The organism is Streptomyces sp. NPDC048383 (genome assembly GCF_040651775.1).
Classification (GTDB): domain Bacteria; phylum Actinomycetota; class Actinomycetes; order Streptomycetales; family Streptomycetaceae; genus Streptomyces.
Genome location: NZ_JBEZKS010000056.1, coordinates 1 through 22,135, shown reverse-complemented (window position 1 = coordinate 22,135; position 22,135 = coordinate 1). Strand labels below are relative to the sequence as shown.

Here is a 22,135-nt window from a genome sequence, read left to right as displayed (position 1 = left end):
GGTGGCTCAGATCACCGAGAGGGGGACGAGGAGGGCGAAGCCGGCGCCGGCTTCCACCGCGTAGGCGTAGAGGTCCGGGTGCTGGACGGGGGCGGCGAGGAGGACGACGCTCTGCTGGGCGGAGGCCGCGTCCACCCAGGCGGGGTCGGCGCCGAGGCGGCCCTGGTACCAGCCTTCGCAGGAGGCGGGTCCGGTGACGGCGAGGAGGTCGTCCTCGCGGCGGTAGAAGGCCTGCCAGCCCTCGGCGGGCGCGGACCAGCCCTCGAAGTCCTCGAAGGGCGACCAGCCGCCCTCGCGTATCGCGTTGTCGAACAGCCAGACGGGCGAGCCGTCTTCGGTGACCTCGTCACCGGCCTGTTGGTCGGTGGTGAAGTGGACCATGGGGAGGGCGTCGGGCCCGTCGGCCGTGCTCGGCCAGGCGTACATCGTGATCATCTGCTGATTCTGTCCTGCTCGTGTCCGCTGCGGGTACCCGCCTGCCCCGCGAATCCGCTACGGGGTGGGGCGGCGGCCGTTCTCCAGTTCCACGGTGCCCTCGCCTGATTCCAGTGCGCGGTAGGCCTCTTCGGTCCGCAGGCCGAGGGATCCGGGGAGGTACGTGGTGAGTTCGCCCGGTTCGACCAGCCGCCAGGAGAGGAGTTCCTCCTCCTGGAGCCTGATCGAGGCGAGTTGCGCGTCGTCGAGCACGCCGCCGTCGTAGAGGTAGGCGGCCAGCGGCGGGCGGCCGGTGCCCAGCGACCAGTCGACGGCGAGGAGCCGGCCGAGCGGGACGTCGATGCCGATCTCCTCGGCGCTCTCGCGCCGGGCCGCCGTCCGCGGGGATTCGCCCAGGTCGGATTCGATGGTGCCGCCGGGCAGGGCCCAGCCCGCACGGTAGTTGGGTTCCACGAGGAGCACCCGGCCCGCGGCGTCGCGGAACAGGGCGGCCGCGCCGGCCAGCACCCGGGGCAGGCTCGCGATGTAGGTGGCGTAGTCGTCGGTGGTGGTCACGGCGCCACCCTACCCAGCCGGCGCCGGCCGTCCGCAGGGCGGCCCCGCGGGCTCACCCCTGCGGGTCACCGCCGTCCTCCCGGTCCCGTCCCCGGGACTCGGCGACGCGCCGCAGCCGGGGGTGGCGGGCCGTGCCCTGCTCGGTGATGGCGTCGCCGACCATGGCCTTCACGGCGTCGCGCAGGCCGTGCAGGGCGTGGTGGCGGGCGGGGCCGGCGCCGGGGTCCTCCCGCAGTTCCCTCACCAGGGCCCAGCACAGCAGCAGCATGACGATGACGAAGGGCAGGGCGACCAGGATGGTCGCGGTCTGCAGGGACTTCAGACCGCCCGCGACGAGCAGGACGGCGGCCACGGCGGCCATCAGCACGCCCCAGGTGACGACGAGCCAGGTCGGCGGGTTCAGCGAGCCCCGGCTGGTGAGGGAACCCATGACCAGGGACGCGGAGTCGGCGCTGGTGACGAAGTACGTCATGACCAGGACCATCGCGACCCAGGGCGTGACGGTGCCCAGCGGCAGCGCGTCGAGCATCGCGAACAGCGAGGCCTCGGTGCCCTCCTTGATCTTGGACGCGAGGTCGGCGGCGCCGGTGGACTGGAGGCGGATGGCGGTGCCGCCCATGACGCAGAACCAGACCACGGTGGCGCCGCTGGGGACGAGCAGGACGCCGACGAGGAACTCCCGGATGGTGCGGCCGCGGGAGATGCGGGCGATGAAGGTGCCGACGAAGGGCGCCCAGGACAGCCACCACGCCCAGTAGAAGATGGTCCAGGCGCCGAGCCAGGCGCTGTCGGTGAAGGCCCCGGTGCGGCTGGCCATGGGCAGCAGCTCGTCCAGGTAGCCGCCGACGCCGGCGGGGATCACGTCCAGGACGTAGACGGTGGGGCCGAGCACGAAGACGAAGAGCATCAGGGTCGCGGCGAGCACGAGGTTGATGGTGCTCAGCCACTTGACGCCCTTGTGCAGGCCGGAGAAGGCGGAGAGCACGAACGCGGCGGACAGCGAACCGATGATGATCAGCTCGACCGTGGTGGAGTCCTCGACGCCGGTGGTGATGTTGAGGCCCTTGGACACCTGGAGGGCGCCGAGGCCCAGGCTGGTCGCGGTGCCGAAGACGGTGGCGAAGACCGCGAGCAGGTCGATGGCCTTGCCGGCCGGCCCGTTGGCCCGCTCCTCGCCCATCAGCGGGACGAAGGCGGAGCTGAGGCGGTTGCCGCGGCCCTTGCGGAAGGTCGCGTAGGCGAGGGCGAGCCCGGCGATGCCGTAGATGGCCCAGGGGGTGAGCGTCCAGTGGAAGAAGGAGTACTCCATGGCCGCGAGGGCGGCGCCGCCGGTGCCGGGGGCCGCGCCGGAGGCCGGTGGCGGGTTCAGGTAGTGGGTGAGCGGCTCGCCGACGCCGTAGAACATGAGGCCGATGCCCATGCCGGCGCTGAACATCATGGCGATCCACGCGAGGTTCGTGAACTCCGGTTCGGAGTCGTCGGCGCCGAGCCGGATCCGCCCGAAGCGGCCGGCCGCGAGGGCGACGCACATCACGAGGAACACGTCGGCGGCGATCACGAACAGCCAGGCGAAGTTGTTCAGCACCCAGGTGAGGGCGGTGCCCGAGGCGGAGTCGAAGGAGTCCTTCCCGAGGGCGGCCCACGCGACGACGGCCAGCACGGCGATCACGCCGATGGTGACGACGCCGTGGTCGGGCGTGCCGTCCACAGGGTCGCCGGACCCCCCACCTGGAGTATCCGGACGTGGCTGTTCCAGTGAATCCGTGCTCATGCGGCCACACTATGCAGATGTATATCCGTATTTAGCCGTATGGCGCGCCGCCTGTGGCGTAGGCCACCCATGGGCATAGGAGGATCCTCCGGATAGGCTCATGGGGGCGCGACTGCACTGTTCGATAGCAAGGGATTAGCAAGGTGACGGACGGAGCAGTAACTGAGACCGCGCGCGTGCTCATCGCCGCGGACAAATTCAAGGGCTCGCTCACGGCCGTTCAGGTCGCGGAGCGGGTGACGGCCGGCCTTCGCAGGGCCGTACCGGACGTGGAGATCGAGACCCTCCCCGTCGCGGACGGCGGCGACGGTACGGTCGCGGCCGCCGTGGCGGCCGGTTTCGAACGCCGGGAGGTACGGGTCACCGGACCGCTCGGCGACCAGGTCACGGCCGCTTTCGCGCTGCGCGACGGCACCGCCGTGGTCGAGATGGCGGAGGCCTCCGGCCTCCAGCTGCTGCCGGCGGGCACCTTCGCCGCGCTGACGGCGACCACGTACGGTTCCGGCGAGCTGCTGAAGGCCGCCCTGGACGCGGGCGCCCGCTCGATCGTCTTCGGCGTGGGCGGCAGCGCCACCACCGACGGCGGCGCGGGCATGCTCGCGGCGCTGGGCGCGGTGTTCCTGGACGCGAACGGCGAACAGGTCGGTCCGGGCGGCGGCGCGCTGGCCGCGCTGGCCTCGGCCGACCTGTCCGGGATCGATCCCCGCTTCGCCGAGGTCGAGTTCGTCCTGGCGAGCGACGTGGACAACCCGCTCACGGGCCCCAAGGGCGCGCCCGCGGTCTACGGCCCGCAGAAGGGCGCCTCGCCCGAGGACGTGGCGACGCTCGACGCGGCGCTGGCGCACTTCGCGGTGGTGCTGGAGAAGTCGATCGGCTCGAAGGCCGCCGAGTGTGCGGTGCTGCCGGGCGCGGGCGGCGCCGGCGGCATCGGCTACGGGGCGCTGCTCCTCGGGGCGACGTTCCGTCCCGGCATCGAGCTGATGCTGGAGGTGCTGGGCTTCGCCCCGGCGCTGGAGCGGGCCACGCTGGTCATCACGGGTGAGGGTTCGCTCGACGAGCAGACCCTGCACGGCAAGGCCCCGGCGGGTGTCGCGGCCGCGGCGCGCGCGGCGGGCAAGCCGGTCGTGGCGGTCTGCGGACGGCTGCTGCTGGACCAGGCGGCGCTGGAGGCGGCGGGCATCCGCAAGGCCTACCCGCTGACCGACCTGGAGCCGGACCCGGCGAAGTCCATCCCGAACGCCGGCCCCCTGCTGGAGCGGGTCGCGCAGACCATCGCCGCCGACGTGCTCTGACGCACGACCCGGCCCGTACGGCCGAAGGCCCGGAACCCCGCGACGACGGGGGTCCGGGCCTTCGCCGTCCCCCGGGGGCGGCGGGTCCCGTCGGGGCGGACGGGCGGCTCGCCTGCTACGCGGTGACCCGGGCGCGGGCCGCCGACAGCAACTGAGCGGTGGTCACGACCCGGGCGAAGCCGCCGCCGTGGAGGTTCACGGCGGCGGCGGTCGCCAGTTCGTCGGCGGTCAGGGACAGCCCGTCGGGGCCGGCGAGGTCGAAGGTGTGGGTGGCGTCCAGCGGTACGAGGACCCGGTAGCCGAGGTTGCCCGCCATCCGGGCCGTGGTCTCGACGCACATGTTGGTCTGGATCCCGGCGACGACCACCTGGCGGATGCCCCGCTCGGTGAGCCACCGGGACAGGTCGGGGGTGCCGTAGAAGGCCGAGTTGACGGTCTTGGTGATCAGCAGCGCCTCGTGGCGGCGCTCCTCGACCAGGTCCTTGAAGGCGTAGCCGGGCCGGTCCTCGGCCAGCACGGATCCGGGCTGCACCGAGTTGTGCCGGACCAGGACCACCGGGCGCCCCGACTCCTGCCAGGCGTCCATCAGGGCGGCGATGTTGTCCTCGGCGGCCGGGTTGTTGCGCCGCCCCAGAAGGAGGCGTCGTCGAAGGCCTTCTGGACGTCGATGACGATCAGGGCGCTGTCGGCGGCGAGCTGCGGGGCGGCGGCCCCGGTGGTGGTGGCGGCCGGTCGGGGCGTGGTGTGCGCGGTGTCGGTCATGGCTCCATCGTGTCCCCGGCGGCGCGCCCGTCCCAGGGGTGGCCGGGACGACGATCGATGGGATCCTGCCGGCCTGGCAGGACTCCGCGTACGGGGTCTGGCACAGTGGCCCCATGGAGCGCGTAGCGATCGTCGCCCAGCCCGGTATCCGGAGCTTCGACCTCGCCGTCATCACCGAGGTGTGGGGACCCGACCGCAGCCGGGCCGGGGTGCCCTCCTTCGAGCTGCGCCGGTGCGCGCGGGACGGCGGCCCGATCGCCCTGCCCGGCGGGCTCACCCTGATGCCCGACCGCGGACTCGACTGGCTCAGCGCCGCCGACCTCGTGGTCGTGCCCGCCCTGGCCGAGCCGGACGATCCGACGCCCGAACCGATCCTCGCCGCGTTGCGCGCCGCGCACGCCCGGGGCGTGCCGGTGGCCGCCCTGTGCGCCGGGGCCTTCGTGCTGGCCGAGGCCGGGCTGTTGGAGGGCAAGCGGGCGGTGACCCACTGGTGGCTCGCCCCGCGGCTCGCGGCGCGCTACCCGGGGGTGCTGGTCGAGGACGCCCCGCTGTACGTGGAGGACGACGGGCTGTGGACCTCCGCCGGGGTGGCCTCGGGCATCGACCTGTGCCTGCACCTGGTGCGCGAGGCCCACGGGGCGGAGGCCGCGGCGGCCATCGCCCGCTCGATGGTGACCGGCCCCTTCCGCACCGGCGACCACGCCCAGTACCTGGACCGGCCCGTGCCGGCGGCGGACCGGATCACCGAGGCCCTCGCCGCGGTGCGGGAGCAGGCCCTGCGCCGACTGCACGAGCCGTTGGACGTGGCCACGCTGGCCCGCTGGGCCGGGATGTCGCCGCGTTCCTTCGCCCGGCACTTCACCGCCGCGACCGGCATCACCCCGCACCGGTGGCTCCTCGGCCGGCGGCTGGACGAGGCCCGCAAACTGCTGGAACGCACCGACCACCCCGTGCCGGAAGTGGCCCGGCGGTCCGGGTTCGCCAGCGAGGTCACCTTCCGTCAGCACTTCGGCGCCCGGGTCGGCGTCAGCCCGCGCGCGTACCGTGCGGCGGCGGCCGGCGCACCGGGACGCGGCGACAGTGTTAGAAAGGGCTCATGACCGGACGTTCGGGTCGACACGGGGAAGCGCGGCCGGCAAGCCTGCTCGCGCGCCTCTCCCTGGCCCCGGGCACCGTCGCCGGTCAGGTCTTCGCGCTCCAGGCGGTGATCGTCGCGGTATTGATCACCGCCGCCGCGCTGGCCCTGGTCTTCCAGGCCCGCTACGACAGCCGGCAAAACGCCCGGAACCGCTCGCTGGCCGCCGCGGAGGCCTTCGCCCACGCCCCCGGCCTGCCGGCCGCCCTGCGCGGACCGGACCCGACCGCCGGCCTCCAGGCGCTGGCCGAGGGCGCCCGCAAGGGCTCGGGGGTGGACTTCGTCGCCGTGCTGAGCACCGACGGCGTCCGCTACACCGACTCCCGGCCCGAGCTGATCGGCAAGCGGGCCGCCGGCGACCTGGCCCGCGCCGCGGCCGGACGCTCGTTCACCGAACTGTTCCAGGGCAAGCCCAGTGACGCGGTCCGCGCGGTGGTGCCCGTCCGGGACGAGCGCGGCAACGTCGTCGGCCTGGTCTCCACCGGCGTCGAGATCGAGAACGTCGCGGACGTGGTCGAGGGGCAGCTGCCGCTGCTGCTCGGCGCGGCCGCGGGCGCCCTGCTGCTGGGGACCGGCGGCGCCGCCCTGGTCAGCCGCCGCCTGCGGCGTCAGACCCGGGGCCTGGGCGCCGCCGAGATGGCCCGGATGAACGAGCACCACGAGGCGGTGCTGCACGCCGTGCGCGAGGGCGTGCTGATCATCGACACCGACCACCGGCTGGTCCTCGCCAACGACGAGGCCCGCCGGCTCCTGGACCTGCCGGCCGACGCCGAGCAGCGGCACGTGGAGGAGCTGGGCCTGGACGCGCGCACCGCCGAGTTGCTGACCTCGGGCCGGGTCGTCACCGACGAGGTGCACCGGGCGGGCGACCGGCTCCTCGCGGTGAACGTGCGCCCCACCGAGACCTTCTCCGGGCGGCCCTCGGGCAGCGTCATGACCCTGCGCGACTCCACCGAGCTCGCGGCGCTCGCCGGGCGCGCCGAGGTGGCCCGGGAGCGGCTCCAGATGCTCTACGACGCCGGGGTGCGGATCGGTACCACCCTGGACGTGGTGCGCACCGCCGAGGAACTCTCGGAGGTGGCCGTGCCGCGCTTCGCGGACTTCGTCACCGTCGAGCTGCTGGAGCCGGTGCTGCGCGGCGAGGAACCCTCACCGGCCGCGGGCGCGCACACCGAGATGCGCCGGTCGGCGATGTCCGGGGTGCGCACCGACCAGCCGCTCCAGCCCGTCGGCGACGTGATCCGGTTCGCGGTGCCCACCGCCCCGATGGCCGCGGCCCTGGACGCCGGGCAGGCGGTGCTCGCGCCCGATCTGAACGCCGCGATGGGCTGGCGGGCCCAGGACGCCGCCGGTACCCGGGTGGCCCTGGACTACGGGCTGCATTCGCTGATCTCCGTACCCCTCCAGGCGCGGGGCGTGGTGTTGGGCATGGCGAACTTCTGGCGGGCCGCGGACACCCCGGAGGCCTTCGACGAGGAGGACCTGTCCTTCGCCGAGGAGCTGGGGGCGCGGGCCGCGGTGTCCATCGACAACGCGCGCCGCTTCACCCGTGAGCACGCGACGGCCGTGACCCTCCAGCGCAGTCTGCTGCCCCGGGTGCTGCCCGACGTGAGCGCGGTCGACGTCGCCTTCCGGTACCTGCCCGCGAAGGCGGGGGTGGGCGGCGACTGGTTCGACGTGATCCCGCTGCCCGGGGCGCGGGTGGCGCTGGTGGTGGGCGACGTGGTGGGGCACGGGGTGCACGCGGCGGCCACGATGGGCCGGCTGCGTACGGCCGTGCACAACTTCTCCACCCTCGACATCCCGCCCGACGAGTTGCTGGGACACCTGGACGAGCTGATCGACCGGATCGACCAGTTGGAGCGCGGCGCGCCGAGCGAGGGCCCGGCAGCCGGTACGTCCGCCCGGGGCGGCGACGCGCCCGCCTGGACGGGCGGCCGTGCGGGGTCCGCCGTACCCGGGGAGGACCCGGAGGCCGGGGAGGAGCCCGCCGGGATCACCGGCGCCACCTGCCTGTACGCGGTGTACGACCCGGCCTCCGGGGTCTGCACGATCGCCAGCGCCGGTCACCCCGGGCCCGCCCTGGTGCACGCCGACGGGCGGGTGGAGTTCCCCGAGCTGCCGCCCGGACTCCCCCTCGGGGTGGGCGGCATGCCGTTCGAGGCGACGGGTCTGCGGCTGCCCGAGGGGAGCCGCCTCGTGCTGTTCACCGACGGCCTGCTGGAGGACCGCGACCGGGACTTCGACTCCGGTCTCGCGCTGCTGCGCGAGACCCTGTCACAGCCCGGCCGCAGCCCCGACCAGGCCTGCGCGGACGTACTGGCCGCGCTGCTGTTCCCGTCGCCCGACGACGACATCGCCCTGCTGATCGCCGACACCCGGCGGCTGGAGCCCGACCGGATCGCGGAGTGGGAGGTGCCCGGCGATCCGTCGGCCGTCTCCCGGGTGCGGGGCGCGGGCGCCGCCCAGCTCGCCGCGTGGGGGTTGGAGGAGATCTCCTTCACCGCGGAACTCGTCCTCAGCGAGCTGATCACCAACGCCATCCGGTACGGGTCGGCGCCCGTGCGGGTCCGGTTGCTGTACGACCGGACCCTGATCTGCGAGGTCTCCGACGGCAGCAGCACCTCCCCCCACCTGCGGTACGCGGCGACCACCGACGAGGGCGGCCGCGGCCTGTTCCTGGTGGCCCAGTACGCCGAACGGTGGGGCACCCGCTACACGGACCGCGGGAAGGTCATCTGGGCGGAGCTGTCGCTGACCGGCGGCCCCGAGCCGATGGCGGGGCCCGCCCCGGACCTCGAAGCGCTGGAGGACCTCGCCTGGTGACGGGCGGCGCCCCGCCGCGGGAGGCGGAACCCTCAGCAGGCCCCCAGCGGTGGTCCGTCAGCGGGCCCTGGTGCGGGCCAGGAGGACCGCCACGTCGTCCTGGGGGGCGGTGGGCAGCAACTGGGTCAGGATCCCCTCGCACAGCTCCTCCAGGGGCTGCGCGGCCTGCCGCAGCGCCCGGCCGAGGCGTTCCATGCCCTCGTCGAGGTCCCGGTCGCGGGCCTCGATGAGGCCGTCCGTGTACAGGACGAGCAGGCTGCCGGGCGGGAGCGGCACCTCCTCGGTGCGGAAGTCCTGCCCGCCGGTACCGAGCGGGGTTCCGGCGGGCCCGTCGAGGAAGGTGACCGTCCCGTCGGCGGCGGCCAAGGCAGGCGGCGGATGCCCTGCGCGGGCGATGACGCAGCCGCCGGTCGCCGGGTCGTGGACGGCGTAGACGCAGGTGGCCATCTCGTCCTCGCCGAGGTCGGCGACGACCGCGTCGAGGGAGCGCAGCAGCCGGGCGGGCGGTACGTCCTCGCGGGCGAGGGTCCGTACCGCCGTGCGGAGTTGGCCCATGACGGCCGCCGCGTGGATGCCGTGGCCCATGACGTCGCCGATGACGAGGCCGGTGCGGCCCCGGGGCAGTTGGATGACGTCGAACCAGTCGCCGCCGACGTCGTGGTCACTGGCGGGCAGGTAGCGGCCGGTCAGTTCGAGGCCGGGGACCTCGGGGAGGGCGCTGTTGGTGAGGCTGCGCCGCAGGGTGCGGGCGGCCTGGCGCTGGGTCGTGTACATCCGGGCGTTGTCGATGTTCAGGGCGGCGCGCGCGACGAGCTCGTCGATCAGGACGCCGTCCTGCTCGTCGAACGGCTCGCGCTCGCGCACCCGGGTCACGGCCACGGCCCCGAGCACGGTGCCGCGGGCGACCAGCGGCACCATGCGCGCCGAGCCGAGGGTGGCGAGGTAGTCGCGCAGGTCCTGCGCGCGGGGGTCGGTGATCAGCGCGGGGATGTCGGAGGCGAACAGGGCCAGGGGGACGCCCTCGGTGACGACCCGTTCGTAGACCGTTCCGGCCGGGACCCGGAAGGTCTGGCCGGGGGCGAGCTTCGCGGTCGGCGCCGTCGGGTCGGGGAAGGTCGCGGCGAGCCGGCGGAGCACGCCGCGGGTGGAGGCCGCCGACTCGTCCGGGTCGAGGACCGCCTCCAGGATCTGTACGTCGGCCGAGTCCGCGAGCTGCGGCACCAGCAGGTCCACGATCTCCCGGGCGGTCTGGCGCAGGTCGAGGGTGGTGCCGATGCGGGTGCCGGCCTCGGCGAGCAGCGCGAACCGGGTGCGGGCCCGCTCGGCCTCCAGTTGGGCCCGCTGGCCCTCGGTGATGTCGATGAGGGAGGCGATGAGCCCGAGGCGGCGGCCGCTCCCGTCGAGCAGCGGGGCGTACGAACAGGACCAGGTGCGGTCGTGCTCGGGGTCGGCGGGGGTGCGTCCGGTGCGGCGGACGTCGACGACGGCGCTGCCGCGCTCCAGCACCTGCCGCATGGTCGCCTCCAGCGCGGCGGCGTTGACCCCGGGCACCACCTCGGTGAGCCGTCTTCCGAGGTGGTCGGCGGCGGGGACGCCGTTCATCCGGGCCAGGGCGTCGTTGACCCGGAGGAAGCGCAGGTCGGGGCCGAGGGTGGCGAGGCCGATCGGGGACTGGGTGAACAGGCTCTGGAGGGCGACGAGGGAGTCCCGCATGTGCAGGACCTCGGAGGTTTCGACGGCGATCAGGAGCGCTCCCGTACGGCCCTGCGGATCGGCGGCGGGCACGATCCACATCTCCATCGCCACGCGGTGCCCGTCGCGGTGGCGCACGGGCAGCGTGCCGACGACGGTCTCCCCGGCCTGGACGCGGCGGGTCAGGTCGTCGGCGAGCCGGCGGTTGGCCTCGGGGACGAGCACGGCGGAGCCGGGCCGGCCGAGGATGTCCTCCGGGCGGTGCCCGAGCAGGTCCTGGGCGGCCAGGGACCATTCCACGATGCGGCCGTCCGCGTCCTCGCGCCACAGGGCGATGGGGAGCAGCTCGCGGAGTACGCCGGCGTATCCGACCGCCGCCATCGGCTGATCGGGCATCTCGCTCGTCGACTGGTAAGTGTCCAACGCACCGACCTCACCCCGGGGGGCCTGTTTCCTTCCGATTCACCCTAGCCGAGCCCCTGGGACGGCGCGTCGGGGCGCAGCGCGCGGGGTTGGGGACCGCCCGCCCTGCCGCGGGCGGTCACCGGCCGGGTCAGAAGTCGGCCTGCGCCCGGACGTCGGCGCGGCCGACCGATTCCAGCTCCCACATCTTGCAGTAGAGGCGGCGGATGTACTCGATGTCGATGTTGCGGCGCTGCGCCTCGTTCACGGGGTAGAGGACGGTCAGCTCGAAGGAGCGTTCGGCGTTGATGTCGCCCTCCTTGTCCCGCCACTGGCCGCGGCCCTCCTGGAGGGTCAGGCCGGACGGGAAGCGGGGCGTGACCACGTCGTTCACGAACTTCATGAACTGCTCGTCGGTGATCGGGGGGTTGCCGTTGTGGCGGCCGGTGCCGAAGTACAGGTGGGTCGAGATGAACGGGCTGCCCACCTGGGAGGCGGTCTGCTGCTCCGCGGCGGCGGTGGTGGCACGTGTCTCGAACGCCACGTCGGCCACGGGTCTTCCCACGGCGAAGAGGAGCGCGCCCACGGCGAAGAGGGCGGCGGCGGGCAGCGGTATCCGGATCTGGCGCATGTGTGTGGTCATCCCTGTCTGTCTACGTGGAGGGGGGGGTGGCGGTGCGGGGGGTGTGCGGGGCCGGTCCGTGCGCCCTCAGGCGGGCAGGGACTCCAGCAGGTGGACGGCCGCGTCCTTGAGGCGGCCCGGCGCCCGCGCGCTGCGGCGCAGGTCCCGCGCGGTGCGGCGGAGCGTGCCGGTGGTCCGTACGGAGCCGATCCAGGCGGCGCGCGGCGCGAGCTCCGCGACGAGGTCCTCCGCCTCGTTCCAGGCCCCGGCGCGCGCCAGGGCCGCGAGGAGTTCGGCGGTGAACAGGTGCCGGTAGGACGGGCCGGGGGCGGTGGCCGCGGCGTGCAGGAGCGGGATGGCCCGGTCCCAGTGGCGCAGCCGGGCGAGGACCCAGCCGCGGTGGCCGAGGAGTTCGCTCTCGTCGATCCACCAGGCCCAGTGCGGGTCGCGCCCTGAGACACCGTCGAGGAAGCGGCTGCGGGCCCGGCCGAGGAGCGCGAGGGGTTCGCGGCGCGCGCCCAGCATCGCGACGGCGTGGGCCTGCCGGATCAGGACGAGGCTGGCGACCCGGGCGGGCAACGGCTTGGGGCCGGCGACCCGGGCCGCGCTCGCCAGGGCCGCCCGCGGCCGGCCGGTGTGGGCTTCGAGCATGCTGTGGTTGAGGAGCACGAGCCGCGCCGTCCAGCGGTCGCCGCACAGCTCCGCCAGGGCCAGGGCCCGGGCGTTCATCCGCCGGGCACGGGTGTTCAGGCCGGCGTCGAAGAGGATCCAGCCGATGACCTCGGCGAGTTCGGCGAGCGCGGCCAGCAGGTCGCCGTCCTCGGCGTGCAGGCTCGCGGGGGTGGCCGACAGCTGCGGGAACCGCCGTAGGGCCTCGCGTACGGCGGGCACGGCGGCGGTGGCGCCCCGCTCGGTGTCCAGGGCGACGAGCCGGCGGATCGCGTGCAGGGCGCAGCCGAGCAGCGCGCCGGGCTCCTCGGGCCGGGCGGTGCCGATGGCGGGAGCGGGAAGCGGCGGGGCGGTCATGACAGCAGGCCCGCCTCGATGGCACCCTCGCGGCGGCGGCCGAGGCCGGCGAAGGAGGAGGCGACCTCCGTCAGCCACTCCACCTCCTGGCGGAAGTCCTCGTAGGGCGGGCGGACGGGGATGTCGGCCGCGTCGGCCTGCTCGGCGCGCTGCTCCGCGGGTCGGCTGAGCACGGCGCGCACCTGGAGCGCCTCGCCCAGGGGCGAGGTGGGGTCCTCGGGGAGGTTCAGGGAGCGGGCGACGCGGACGAAGTCCGCCAGCGAGAGGGAGGTGCGGAGCATCAGCTGGCCGTCGCGGATCTCGATGACGCGCCGGTAGAGGCTGTAGTGCGGGTCGCGCGGCGGGATGAGGTCGCGGGGCAGCGAGCGGGGCGGGTCCAGGGCGATGTCCGGGGAGGCCTCGTACAGGGCCCACCACAGCGGGCGCAGCCGCAGGTAGGAGCGGTAGCTACGCACCCAGCCGCGGGCTCGGGTGACGCGGATGCCCCAGGAGGGGATCGTCCAGCCGATGATCTGGAGCAGGGCTCCGATGCTGCCGCTCGTCCACTGGATGGGGTCGAGGGCGGCGCCGTCGAAGTCCAGTCGGGTGCCGGCGATCTGGATGCTGCGGGTCACGCAGTAGACGAGGATCATGCTCGCGCCGACGGTGACGGTGCGCATGCCGACGGCGAGCCACTGGCGGTTGGCCATCCTGGTGAAGCGCAGCGACAGCCGGACGGTTTCGAACTGTCCGATGGCGCAGATCAGCAGGTAGAACGACATGTACAGGGCGTACCGGCCGTCCTGGATGCTGAGCAGGATCGTGGAGGTGGCCGTCTCGGACTTGGCGGCGGGGCCCACGATGAGCGAGGTGGGCACGAGGACGCACAGGGCGGCGGTGAAGAACAGCACCCGGTTGCGCGCCATCCGGCGGGCCTCGGCGGGCGGCGACGACCAGTAGACGAGGACGACCTGCTGGGCCGCGGTCAGGATGACGACGGCGACCTGGGTGATCAGCGAAGTGATGTTGGGCAGTCCGAAGAATCCGGAGATGTGCAGCCGCAGCAGGTCGAGGTCGACCAGGAAACTGATGCCGGAGCAGAGGAAGTAGGTGCACAGCGCCCACAGGGCGATGTCGGTCTTCCTGCGCAGCAGGTCCGGAAGGCGGTACGCGAAGGCGGCGATGCCGACGACGGCGCAGATCCAGGCGAGGATCCCGTAGATCACACGCACCCCTGATCCGGCTTGCCGAGTCCGCTCTCGATGCGGGCGACGATCTCGGCGGCATCGGCGGGGACGCCCCAGGCGGGTTCGGTCCACCGTTTCGCGGCGCGCGCGAGGATCAGCGAGGCCATGGTCTCGGCTTCCTGTTCCTCGTCGTCGCTGTAGCGGGAACGCATCAGCATGCCGCGTACGGCGGCGGGGTCGACGTCGGGAATCAGCCGGCCGGAATCACCGCCGGCCAGTTGCAGGGAGCCGTTGTGGTCGAAGGCGATGTGCGCCAATTCGTGCGCGATGATGTGTTCTTTGTGTGAGGACGACGCGGCTTTTTCGTACACGATGACGTCGAAGTCATCCATTTTCAGCCATATGCCGAACAGGTGACGTTCAGGAAATGGCGTGGATATCAAATGGATGGGCCGGTTGCGTTGTTCGGTCAGATGGCGGTGGAGTTCGTCGATGCCGCACCCGTGCTCCATGCCCCACTGCGCGAGGAGTCCCTCGCAGGTGTGGCGCACCTTCTTCAGGCGGCGCCGGAGCCTTCTGTCCTCGGACGTCGATGACGCAGAGCCAGGTAACTTCATCCTCAGTCCTCCGCCGAACCCCTGCGCGGCCGTACTCGTCCGGTCACGCCGCCGCCCTCGTACCGGCCGGCACGGAAAGGGACCGAACCCCCTCCGTCTCGGCACCACGGTGTCCGAAGGGTTTCGATTCCGGGGCGACGACGCGGCCATGATGCCACACGCCCGACGCCCTCATCCGTACGACGAGTTGTCTGCGACCGCGGCCCGACCGTTTCCGCCACCGGGCCCGGAGGAATTTCGGCCAGGAGCTTCACGGAACTTCTACGAATTCACCGACATGTGCCGTGAAAGGCGGTCAGCGCGCGGGCGCACCCGTGGCGCGGGTGGACCGGCGGGGGCGCGCCTCTCAACGCACGAGGCGGGCCTGGCGCGGGAGTTCGGCCGGGTCCAGGACGGAGGCGATGCCCCGCGCGAGGCAGGGGATGCGGTGGGGCGGGATGCCGGCGATGTTGATGCGGCCCGAGGTGGTGCCGTAGATGGCGAACTGCCGCCGCAGCAACAGCATCTGCGCGGAGGTGAGCGGGAGCATGGAGAACATGCCCTTCTGTCGCGCCAGCGCCCGGGCCTGGACGGCGCACCCCAACGCGTCCAACTGCTGGGTGAGTTCAGCGCGGTTGGCGGCGATCCGGCCCCGCATGAGCTCCAGTTCGGCCTCCCAGGAACGGCGCAGCCGCTCGTCCTCCAGGATGGCCGTCACGACGGCGGCGCCGTGCTCCGGCGGCATCGAGTACAGGGTCCGGGCGGCGTTCTGCAGGGCCGTCTCGGCGTGCCGCACGGACCGGGCCGAGGCGCCGATCACGATGGCGCAACCCGTACGGTCGCTGTAGAGGCCGAAGTTCTTCGAGCAGCTCACGGCCACCAGCATCTCCGGCACCCGGGCGGCGAGCATCCGGGTGGGGGCCAGATCGGCCTCCAGTCCGTCGCCGAGTCCGTGGTAGGCGAGGTCGACGAAGGGGACCCAGCCGTTGCGGGCGGCCAGTTCGGCCAGGGCCGCCCAGTCCCGCGGGGCGGGGTCGGCGCCGGTCGGGTTGTGGCAACAGCCCTGGAGCAGGACGACGTCGTCGCGCCGCGCCGCCCCGAGGTCGCGCAGGACCGATTCGGCGTCGAAGCCGCCCTCGGCGTCGCGCCAGCCGTAGGTGCGCACGGTCAGGCCGGCGGCCTCCAGGATGGGCCGGTGGTTGACGTACGCCGGGTCGCTGATCCACACCGTGGTGCCGGGGCGGGTCCGGCAGATCAGGTCGGCCAGCAGCCGCAGCGCGCCGGAGCCGGCGACGGTCTGGACGGCCGCGGCCCGGTCGGCCGGGCCGTCGGGGCCCAGCACCATCGAGAGCAGGGCCCGGTTGAAGCCGGCGTTTCCGGAGAGCCCGCGGTACTCCTTGGACTCGGACCGTTCGGCGAGCAGGATCTCGGCCTCGCGGACGGCCGCCATGACCGGGGTGCGGCCGGTCGGGTCCCGGTAGACGCCGAGGACGAGGTTCAGCCGCTCGGGGCGTTCGTCGGTGCCGTACTCGTACGTCAGGTCCCACAGTGGGTCGGTGGGCGGCGGGGGGAGCAGCTCAAGCATCTGCGGGAACCTCGGGTCGCGGGTGGACGTGCGGGCGGGGGCGGCGGTTGGCGAGGACGACGCCGATGGTGATGAGGGGGACGCCGATCAGCACGGCGAGGGTCGGCTTCTCGCCGAGCAGCGGCACGGCGAGCAGGACGACGGCGACCGGGCTCAGGCTCCCGACGACGGAGGCGCGCTCGGCGCCGAGCCGGCGGATGGCGAAGGCGTACAGGAGGCCGGCGCACAGGCCCACGCCGAGCCCCTGCACCACGAGGAACAGCAGGATGTCGCCGCCCTCGGCGTGCGCGATGCCGGTCGGGAGCACCCCGGTCAGCACCAGGAGGGCGATGACGGCGAAGGAGGGCAGGCAGAGCAGGCCGATCGAGCCGACGGGGTCGAGGTCGACGTCGCGCAGGCCGACCGTGTAGAGGGCCCACAGTCCGCTGGCGACCAGCAGGGTGCCCGCGCCGGCGAGGACGTCGGTGTCGACGGGGACGACGTACCGCCAGACGAGGGCGAGCACCCCGGCGGCGATCAGGGCCAGGCCGGCGCTCTGCGCGCCGCGGGGCAGGCCGCGACCGCGGGCGGCCATCAGGGCGGAGACGAACAGCGGGACCATGCCGGGGACGATGGAGCCGACGAAGGCGGCCGAGGTGAGGGCGCCGCCGTGCATGGCGGCGAGGAAGAACGGCACCCCCGCACCGCAGACGATCTTGAGGGCGGGTCCGGGTCGGACCGCTGCGATGCGTGCCCTGCGTCGCCACAGCGCGGGCAGCAGGACGACGAGCGGGACGCCGAAGCGCAGCAGGGCGGCGTCGGCGGGCAGCAGGGTGGAGGCGCTGAGGGCGCGGGCGCTGAGCGCGAAGGCGGCCCAGATCGCCACGGTCACCAGCAGCGCGGCCATGCCCCGGGCCTGGGGGGAGAGCCCGCTGCGGCCGGGATGTCCGGCTCGCGGGCCCTCCGCGTCGAGCGGAGCGGCCGGCCCGGTGGTGGTGGTCGCGACCAAGGAAGTTGCTCCAGCCTGTGAGAGCGGACCGGTCTGGTCCGTTCGCCCGCAACGCTAGGGCCTGGGCGGGGGCAGCCGATTGCCAGTTCTGTCGCTCGGACATACGTTTGGGGCAGGATCTGCCAAGAACTGCCCCGGGAGGGCCCATGGACGCCGTCGATCTGCAGATCATCCGGGAATTGCAGGCCGACGGGCGGCTGTCGAACCAGGATTTGGCCGACCGCGTCCGGCTGTCCCCGTCGCCGTGTCTGCGCCGGGTCCGCCGGCTGGAGGAGGCGGGTCTGATCCGCGGCTACACCGCCATGGTGGACCAGGTCGCCTTCGGGCTCCCCGTCACCGTCTTCGTCCGCATCCGCCTGGAGCGGCACACGGCGGAGGCGGTCGGCGTGTTCGAGGAGCACGTGGCGGTCATCGAGCACATCCAGGACTGCTACCTGATGGCGGGCAGCAGCGACTACCTGCTGCGGGTCGTCATCGAGGACCTGGAGGCGTACGAGGCGCTGGTGCGCCACCGGATCCACGCCATTCCCGGCATCGCCTCGATCGAGTCGAGCTTCGCCTACGGCAGCGTCAAGCAGACCCGGACTTACCCGCGCCCCTCCCCCGGCGGGACCGCACGGGGGAGGTGACGGGCTGCGCGGGCGCGGTTTCCGCCTGCGCGGGCGGAGTGACCGCCTACGCCGGGTCGGCCGTCGGGCCGCCGACGGCCGCTGCGAAGGCGGCGTGGGCGGTCGCGTCGAAGAGCACGAACCGGACCTCCTCGACCTCGGTGCGGGCCGCCCGTACCGTCGCGACCGCGATGCGGGCGCCGTCGTCCATCGGCCAGCCGTAGATCCCGGTGGAGATGGCGGGGAAGGCGACCGTCCGGGCCCCCAGCTCGTCGGCGACGCGCAGGGACTCGCGGTAGCAGGAGGCGAGGAGCGCGGAGCGGTCCTCGGCGCGCGACCACACCGGGCCGACCGTGTGGATGACGTGCTCGGCCGGTAGGCGTCCGGCCGTGGTGGCCACCGCCCGACCCGTCGGCAGCCCCTTGCCGTAGTGGGAGCGCCGCAGGTCCTCGCAGGCGGCCAGGATCTCGGGGCCGCCGCGCCGGTGGATGGCGCCGTCCACTCCCCCGCCGCCGAGCAGGGAGGAGTTCGCGGCGTTGACGATCGCGTCCGCCGCTTCGGTGGTGATGTCTCCGAGGACGAGGGCGATGCGGACCATCAGGAGGCCTTCCGAAGGTGGCGCCAGACCGCCTTGGCCGCGTTGTGGCCGGACATGCCGTGCACGCCCGGGCCCGGCGGGGTGGCCGAGGAGCACAGGAACACCGCGGGGTGGGCGGTGGTGTACGGGGACAGGGTGACCTTCGGGCGCAGCAGGAGCTGGAGGCCGGAGGCCGCGCCGCAGGCGATGTCCCCGCCGACGTAGTTGGGGTTGCGGGCCGCGAGCTGCGCGGGGCCGGACGTCACGCGGGCCAGTACGAGGTCGCGGAAGCCCGGGGCGAAGCGCTCCAACTGCCGCTCGATGGGCTCGGTGAGGTCACCGTCCCAGCCCGACGGGACGTGTCCGTACACCCAGAACACGTGCTTGCCCTCGGGTGCCCGGCCGGGGTCGACGAGGCTGGGTTGGGCGGCGATGAGGAAGGGGTTGCGCGGGGCGCGGCCGCCCGAGGCGAGTTGCAGGGCGGCGTCGATGTCGCGGGTGTGGGGGCCGATCTGGACGGTGCCGGCCCGGCGGGGTTCCTCGGCGGTCCAGGGCACCGGCCCGTCCAGGGCATAGTCGATCTTGAAGGCGGCGGCCCCGTACCGGTAGCCCTCGTAGGCGCTGCCCAGTCGGGCGATACGGGCCAGGGCGGTCGGGGAGGTGTCGAAGAGGTACGCGCGGGCCGGCGGGAGGTCGTCGAGCCGCTTGACCTCGAAGCCGGTGTGGATGGTGCCGCCCAGGTCGCGCAGGTATCCGGCGAGGGCGTCGGAGAGGGACTGCGAGCCGCCGCGCGGCAGCGGCCAGCCACCCGCGTGCGCGGCGAGGGCGAAGACCAGGCCGACGGCGCCGGTACCGATGCCGTTCAACGGAGCCATGACGTGCGCCACGAGCCCGGCGAACAGGGCGCGCGCCCGGTCGTCCCTGAAGCGGCGCAGCAACCAGGTGGAGGGCGGCAGTCCGGTGAGCCCGAAGCGGGCGAGGGTGATCGGGTCCCGGGGCAGCGCGGTGTTCGGCAGGGACATGAAGTCCCGGGCGAGGGTGTCCCACTTGCCGAGGAACGGCTCGACCAGCCGGCGGTAGGTGCCCGCGTCGCGCGGCCCGAAGGAGGCGGCGGTCTCCGCGACGGACCGGGAGAGCACGGCGGCCGTGCCGTCGTCGAAGGGGTGCGCCATCGGGAGCGGGGGGTGCAGCCACTCCAGTCCGTACCGCTGGAGCGGCATGGTCCTGAACACCGGCGAGCCCGCGCCCAGGGGGTGGACGGCCGCGCAGGGGTCGTGCCGGAATCCGGGGAGGGTGAGCTCCTCGGTCCGGGCGCCGCCGCCGACGGTCTCCGCGGCCTCGAAGACGGCCACGGAGTGGCCCCGGCGGGCCAGTTCGACGGCGGCCGTCAGCCCGTTGGGCCCCGCCCCCACCACGACCGCATCGAGAATCGGCGGCACTTGCGACTCCTTCGTCCGATGGGCACTGACCCCACCCTATGGTGCGGCCCGCGCCGATCGGCTCCGCGGGTCGTCCGGCGGGCCGCCGTCGCCGCGCTACGCGCCGCGCAGCAGGTCGCGGACGCGTACGGTCGTGGCCTCGTCCCGGCCGACGGCGAACGGGAGGGCGTTGTCGCGGTCCACCCGGAAGGGCACCCCGTCGACGGTGCTCTGGGTGCCGCCCGCCTCGGCGACCAGCAACAGACCGGCCGCGTGGTCCCAGGCGGAGGGCCAGTTGAAGGCGAGGGCGTCCATCTCCCCGCGGGCCACCTTCAGGTACTCCAGACCGGCCGAACCGCAGGGCCGGACGGTGACGCCTGGCACCTCCAGCCGGGCGAGGACGCGCCGCTCCTCCTCCGTCGTGTACAGCGGGTGGGCCGTGGCCACGCGCAGTTCGGCGCCGGGTTCGGGCGAACCGCTGTGGATCCGCTCGCCGTTGACGTACGCGCCCTGTCCCCGTACGGCGGTCGCCAGCTCGTCCAGGGCCGGGGCGAAGGTCCAGGAGGCGAGGATCTCGCCGCGCAGGGCCAGCGCCACCAGGGTGCAGAAGCCGGCGTCGCCGTTGACGAACTGCCGGGTCCCGTCGACCGGGTCGACGATCCACACGGGTGCTTCGGCGCGCAGCGCCCGGTAGACGTCCGGGTCGGCGTGCACGGCTTCCTCGCCGACGACGGCGGAGCCGGGCAGCAGTTTGGTCAACGAGGCCGTGAGGTGTTCCTCGGCCAGCCGGTCGGCGACGGTCACCAGGTCGTGGGGGCCGCTCTTCTGGTCCACCTCGTGGTCGGCGAGTTGCCGGAACCTGGGCATGATCTCGACGGCCGCCGCCTTGCGCACGGCCTCTTCCACGGCGGACAGGTCACGGGCCAGAAATTCATCGATCATGCGTCCAGCAAAGCACGGCCGACCGACAAACCCCACCCCCGCACCCATCGGGGCGACGCACACCGCACGACGCGCGGATGAACGGCCGGACGGCCGGGGGTGGGCGGGCGGCGACGCCCCCTTGACACTGTTAGTAAAGTTTCCTAACTTGACGGCACCACCACCCCCGCCCCGGCAGCGCCCGGACGCCCACCCCGATCACCCTCGGGGCGTGAACTCAATGAACGAAATGATGACGCGGACGGGCGCGTCCGGTATTTCTAAGCGGAACCGCGCGCCCTGACGCATTTATCCGATCGCGAACGACAGAACGCGCCGTCGGCTTATCGGCCTTTTATTTACGCGGGCAGCACGGAACATCGGAAATGCTGGCGATGTCATCCCGGGGCGCATCCCGAAAAGGGACGGTGCGGTGAAGTCGGCGCGGACGTGTGCCCGTCGGCAAGTATGGCCGAGCCCGGCGTACTTGCGACCCGCCGAGGGTTTCAGTCAGGTAAATTCGCGCGTGCGGAAGGGGCCGGCGCCCCGTGCGCGCCGGCCCCTCCCGAGTCGGCTACTTCGCCATCCCCCAGCGGACCGGCGCGATCTGCTTGGACATGATGGTGATCAGCTCGTAAGCGGCGTGCGACGCGGCGACCGAGGTGATGCCGGCGTGGTCGTAGGCCGGTGCGACCTCCACGATGTCGGCGGAGACCAGCTGACAGTCCGCGAGGCCGCGCAGGATCTCCAGCAGTTCGCGGGAGGTCATGCCGCCGGCTTCCGGGGTGCCGGTGCCCGGGGCGTGCGCGGGGTCCAGGACGTCGATGTCGATGGAGATGTACAGGGGCCGGTCGCCGACCCGCTCGCGCAGTTGCTGGGCTATCTCGTCGACCCCGCGGCGCATCACGTCCGCGGAGGTGACGATGCCGAAGCCGAGCTTGGCGTCGTCGTCGAGGTCCTTCTTGCCGTAGATCGGGCCGCGCGTTCCGACGTGGCAGAGGGCGGAGGTGTCGATGACGCCCTCCTCCACGGCCCGACGGAAGGGCATTCCGTGGGTGTACTGCTGGCCGAAGTACTCGTCCCAGGTGTCGAGGTGCGCGTCGAAGTGCAGGACCGCGACCGGCCCGTGCTTCTTGGCCACGGACCGCAGCAGCGGCAGCGCGATCGTGTGGTCGCCGCCCAGCGTCATCAGCCGGGCGCCGCCGGCGAGGAGTTCGTCGGCGGCGGCCTCGATGGTCTCCACCGCCTCGTTCGCGTTGAACGGATTGGCGCTGATGTCACCCGCGTCCGCGACCTGGCTGTAGTGGAAGGGGTAGACGTCCTGCGCCGGGTTGTAGGGGCGCAGCGTGCGGGAGGCCTCGCGGATGGCGTTGCCGCCGAACCGGGCTCCGGGGCGGTAGGTGACGCCGCCGTCGAAGGGAACGCCGACCACGGCGATGTCCGCCTTCTCCACCTGGTCGATGCGGGGAATGCGGCCGAACGTGGCCTGACCGGCGAAGTGCAGCGTCCGGTCGGTCTCGGTCGGTGCGAGCGGCGGGGTCGGTCCGTTGGGCTGGGCGGTCATGGTGCGGTCGGTGCCTTTCCGGCTACGGCGGCCCGGTGCCCCGTTGGTGGGCCCGGGCGCGGGTGGGGACGCCGGGCGGCTCCCGGGCGTGCGGTGGTCTACTGCGGCGGGTTGCCGTGCTTGCGCGACGGCAGGTCGGCGTGCTTGGTGCGGAGCATCGCGAGCGCGCCCGCGAGGACCTCGCGGGTCTCGGC

General features: G+C 73.4%; 18 protein-coding genes and 1 pseudogene. 4 read left to right on the top strand and 15 right to left on the bottom strand.

Features of this window, described 5'->3' with window-relative positions:
• Window positions 1-6: 6 nt before the first annotated feature.
• From AB0D46_RS30405 to AB0D46_RS30395, 3 genes are read right to left on the bottom strand one after another with little or no spacing between them, the layout of a single operon-like run.
• Window positions 7-435, bottom strand: a complete 429-nt coding sequence (locus AB0D46_RS30405; protein WP_281206374.1) for a hypothetical protein — start codon at window positions 433-435, stop codon at window positions 7-9.
• Between the two features lie 57 nt (window positions 436-492).
• Window positions 493-990, bottom strand: a complete 498-nt coding sequence (locus tag AB0D46_RS30400; RefSeq protein ID WP_362882212.1) for an NUDIX hydrolase — start codon at window positions 988-990, stop codon at window positions 493-495.
• 52 nt (window positions 991-1,042) lie between these two features.
• Window positions 1,043-2,761, bottom strand: coding sequence for a BCCT family transporter (locus tag AB0D46_RS30395; RefSeq protein WP_362882210.1), 1,719 nt, complete (start codon window positions 2,759-2,761; stop codon window positions 1,043-1,045).
• A gap of 143 nt (window positions 2,762-2,904) precedes the next feature.
• On the opposite strand from AB0D46_RS30395, the gene AB0D46_RS30390 reads away from it, so the two are divergent.
• Entirely contained in the window at window positions 2,905-4,053 is a 1,149-nt protein-coding gene (locus AB0D46_RS30390) for a glycerate kinase (protein WP_362882209.1), read from the top strand.
• A 115-nt stretch (window positions 4,054-4,168) separates the two neighbouring features.
• On the opposite strand, the pseudogene AB0D46_RS30385 reads toward AB0D46_RS30390, so the two are convergent.
• Window positions 4,169-4,815: pseudogene (locus AB0D46_RS30385) on the bottom strand (cysteine hydrolase family protein).
• Window positions 4,816-4,928: 113 nt separating this feature from the next.
• On the opposite strand from AB0D46_RS30385, the gene AB0D46_RS30380 reads away from it, so the two are divergent.
• Both AB0D46_RS30380 and AB0D46_RS30375 read left to right on the top strand, forming a co-directional pair.
• Window positions 4,929-5,915, top strand: a complete 987-nt coding sequence (locus AB0D46_RS30380) for a helix-turn-helix domain-containing protein (RefSeq protein WP_362882207.1) — start codon at window positions 4,929-4,931, stop codon at window positions 5,913-5,915.
• Window positions 5,912-8,776 carry a SpoIIE family protein phosphatase gene (locus AB0D46_RS30375; RefSeq protein ID WP_362882205.1) on the top strand — a complete coding sequence of 955 codons (2,865 nt, stop codon included), beginning with the start codon at window positions 5,912-5,914 and terminating at the stop codon, window positions 8,774-8,776. The genes AB0D46_RS30380 and AB0D46_RS30375 overlap by 4 nt, the downstream gene beginning before the upstream one ends.
• Window positions 8,777-8,833: 57 nt before the next feature.
• Here the strand turns inward: AB0D46_RS30375 and AB0D46_RS30370 are convergent, their stop codons facing one another.
• The 7 genes from AB0D46_RS30370 to AB0D46_RS30340 all read right to left on the bottom strand — a co-directional run bounded on the left by AB0D46_RS30370 (window position 8,834) and on the right by AB0D46_RS30340 (window position 16,853).
• A complete protein-coding gene (locus AB0D46_RS30370; protein ID WP_362882203.1) occupies window positions 8,834-10,891 on the bottom strand; it encodes a SpoIIE family protein phosphatase in 2,058 nt (685 codons plus the stop codon).
• A 130-nt stretch (window positions 10,892-11,021) separates the two neighbouring features.
• Entirely contained in the window at window positions 11,022-11,513 is a 492-nt protein-coding gene (locus AB0D46_RS30365) for a DUF3574 domain-containing protein (RefSeq protein ID WP_362882201.1), read from the bottom strand.
• A 66-nt stretch (window positions 11,514-11,579) separates the two neighbouring features.
• A complete protein-coding gene (locus AB0D46_RS30360) occupies window positions 11,580-12,518 on the bottom strand; it encodes a DNA-binding protein (protein ID WP_362882199.1) in 939 nt (312 codons plus the stop codon).
• Window positions 12,515-13,723: an MAB_1171c family putative transporter gene (locus AB0D46_RS30355; RefSeq protein WP_362882198.1), complete on the bottom strand. Its 1,209-nt coding sequence runs from the start codon at window positions 13,721-13,723 to the stop codon at window positions 12,515-12,517. Before AB0D46_RS30355 ends, AB0D46_RS30360 begins: the two co-directional genes overlap by 4 nt.
• On the bottom strand, window positions 13,720-14,301 hold the full coding sequence (locus AB0D46_RS30350) for a toxin (protein WP_362882196.1): 582 nt from the start codon (window positions 14,299-14,301) through the stop codon (window positions 13,720-13,722). The genes AB0D46_RS30355 and AB0D46_RS30350 overlap by 4 nt, the downstream gene beginning before the upstream one ends.
• A gap of 346 nt (window positions 14,302-14,647) precedes the next feature.
• On the bottom strand, window positions 14,648-15,865 hold the full coding sequence (locus AB0D46_RS30345) for an aromatic amino acid transaminase (protein ID WP_362882194.1): 1,218 nt from the start codon (window positions 15,863-15,865) through the stop codon (window positions 14,648-14,650).
• Window positions 15,858-16,853 (bottom strand): DMT family transporter, encoded by a 996-nt coding sequence (locus tag AB0D46_RS30340; RefSeq protein ID WP_362882192.1) that lies wholly within the window; start codon window positions 16,851-16,853, stop codon window positions 15,858-15,860. Before AB0D46_RS30340 ends, AB0D46_RS30345 begins: the two co-directional genes overlap by 8 nt.
• Before the next feature lie 146 nt (window positions 16,854-16,999).
• Between AB0D46_RS30340 and AB0D46_RS30335 the strand changes: the two genes are divergently transcribed.
• Window positions 17,000-17,482, top strand: coding sequence for an Lrp/AsnC family transcriptional regulator (locus tag AB0D46_RS30335; protein ID WP_362882190.1), 483 nt, complete (start codon window positions 17,000-17,002; stop codon window positions 17,480-17,482).
• A 46-nt stretch (window positions 17,483-17,528) separates the two neighbouring features.
• Here the strand turns inward: AB0D46_RS30335 and AB0D46_RS30330 are convergent, their stop codons facing one another.
• From AB0D46_RS30330 to speB, 4 genes are all read right to left on the bottom strand, one after another.
• A complete protein-coding gene (locus AB0D46_RS30330; RefSeq protein ID WP_362882188.1) occupies window positions 17,529-18,059 on the bottom strand; it encodes an O-acetyl-ADP-ribose deacetylase in 531 nt (176 codons plus the stop codon).
• Window positions 18,059-19,477, bottom strand: coding sequence for an NAD(P)/FAD-dependent oxidoreductase (locus tag AB0D46_RS30325; protein ID WP_362882187.1), 1,419 nt, complete (start codon window positions 19,475-19,477; stop codon window positions 18,059-18,061). The genes AB0D46_RS30330 and AB0D46_RS30325 overlap by 1 nt, the downstream gene beginning before the upstream one ends.
• A 96-nt stretch (window positions 19,478-19,573) precedes the next feature.
• Window positions 19,574-20,398 carry an inositol monophosphatase family protein gene (locus AB0D46_RS30320; RefSeq protein ID WP_362882185.1) on the bottom strand — a complete coding sequence of 275 codons (825 nt, stop codon included), beginning with the start codon at window positions 20,396-20,398 and terminating at the stop codon, window positions 19,574-19,576.
• A 553-nt stretch (window positions 20,399-20,951) separates the two neighbouring features.
• Window positions 20,952-21,941, bottom strand: a complete 990-nt coding sequence (gene speB / locus AB0D46_RS30315) for an agmatinase (RefSeq protein WP_362882183.1) — start codon at window positions 21,939-21,941, stop codon at window positions 20,952-20,954.
• Window positions 21,942-22,135 lie beyond the last annotated feature (194 nt).

Coding starts and splice junctions, on each gene's coding strand:
- AB0D46_RS30405 (WP_281206374.1), bottom strand. CDS start 435: ATGATCACGATGTACGCCTGGCCGAGCACGGCCGACGGGCCCGACGCC.
- AB0D46_RS30330 (WP_362882188.1), bottom strand. CDS start 18,059: ATGGTCCGCATCGCCCTCGTCCTCGGAGACATCACCACCGAAGCGGCG.
- AB0D46_RS30350 (WP_362882196.1), bottom strand. CDS start 14,301: ATGAAGTTACCTGGCTCTGCGTCATCGACGTCCGAGGACAGAAGGCTC.
- AB0D46_RS30375 (WP_362882205.1), top strand. CDS start 5,912: ATGACCGGACGTTCGGGTCGACACGGGGAAGCGCGGCCGGCAAGCCTG.
- AB0D46_RS30320 (WP_362882185.1), bottom strand. CDS start 20,398: ATGATCGATGAATTTCTGGCCCGTGACCTGTCCGCCGTGGAAGAGGCC.
- AB0D46_RS30380 (WP_362882207.1), top strand. CDS start 4,929: ATGGAGCGCGTAGCGATCGTCGCCCAGCCCGGTATCCGGAGCTTCGAC.
- AB0D46_RS30335 (WP_362882190.1), top strand. CDS start 17,000: ATGGACGCCGTCGATCTGCAGATCATCCGGGAATTGCAGGCCGACGGG.
- AB0D46_RS30360 (WP_362882199.1), bottom strand. CDS start 12,518: ATGACCGCCCCGCCGCTTCCCGCTCCCGCCATCGGCACCGCCCGGCCC.
- AB0D46_RS30345 (WP_362882194.1), bottom strand. CDS start 15,865: ATGCTTGAGCTGCTCCCCCCGCCGCCCACCGACCCACTGTGGGACCTG.
- speB (WP_362882183.1), bottom strand. CDS start 21,941: ATGACCGCCCAGCCCAACGGACCGACCCCGCCGCTCGCACCGACCGAG.
- AB0D46_RS30365 (WP_362882201.1), bottom strand. CDS start 11,513: ATGACCACACACATGCGCCAGATCCGGATACCGCTGCCCGCCGCCGCC.
- AB0D46_RS30395 (WP_362882210.1), bottom strand. CDS start 2,761: ATGAGCACGGATTCACTGGAACAGCCACGTCCGGATACTCCAGGTGGG.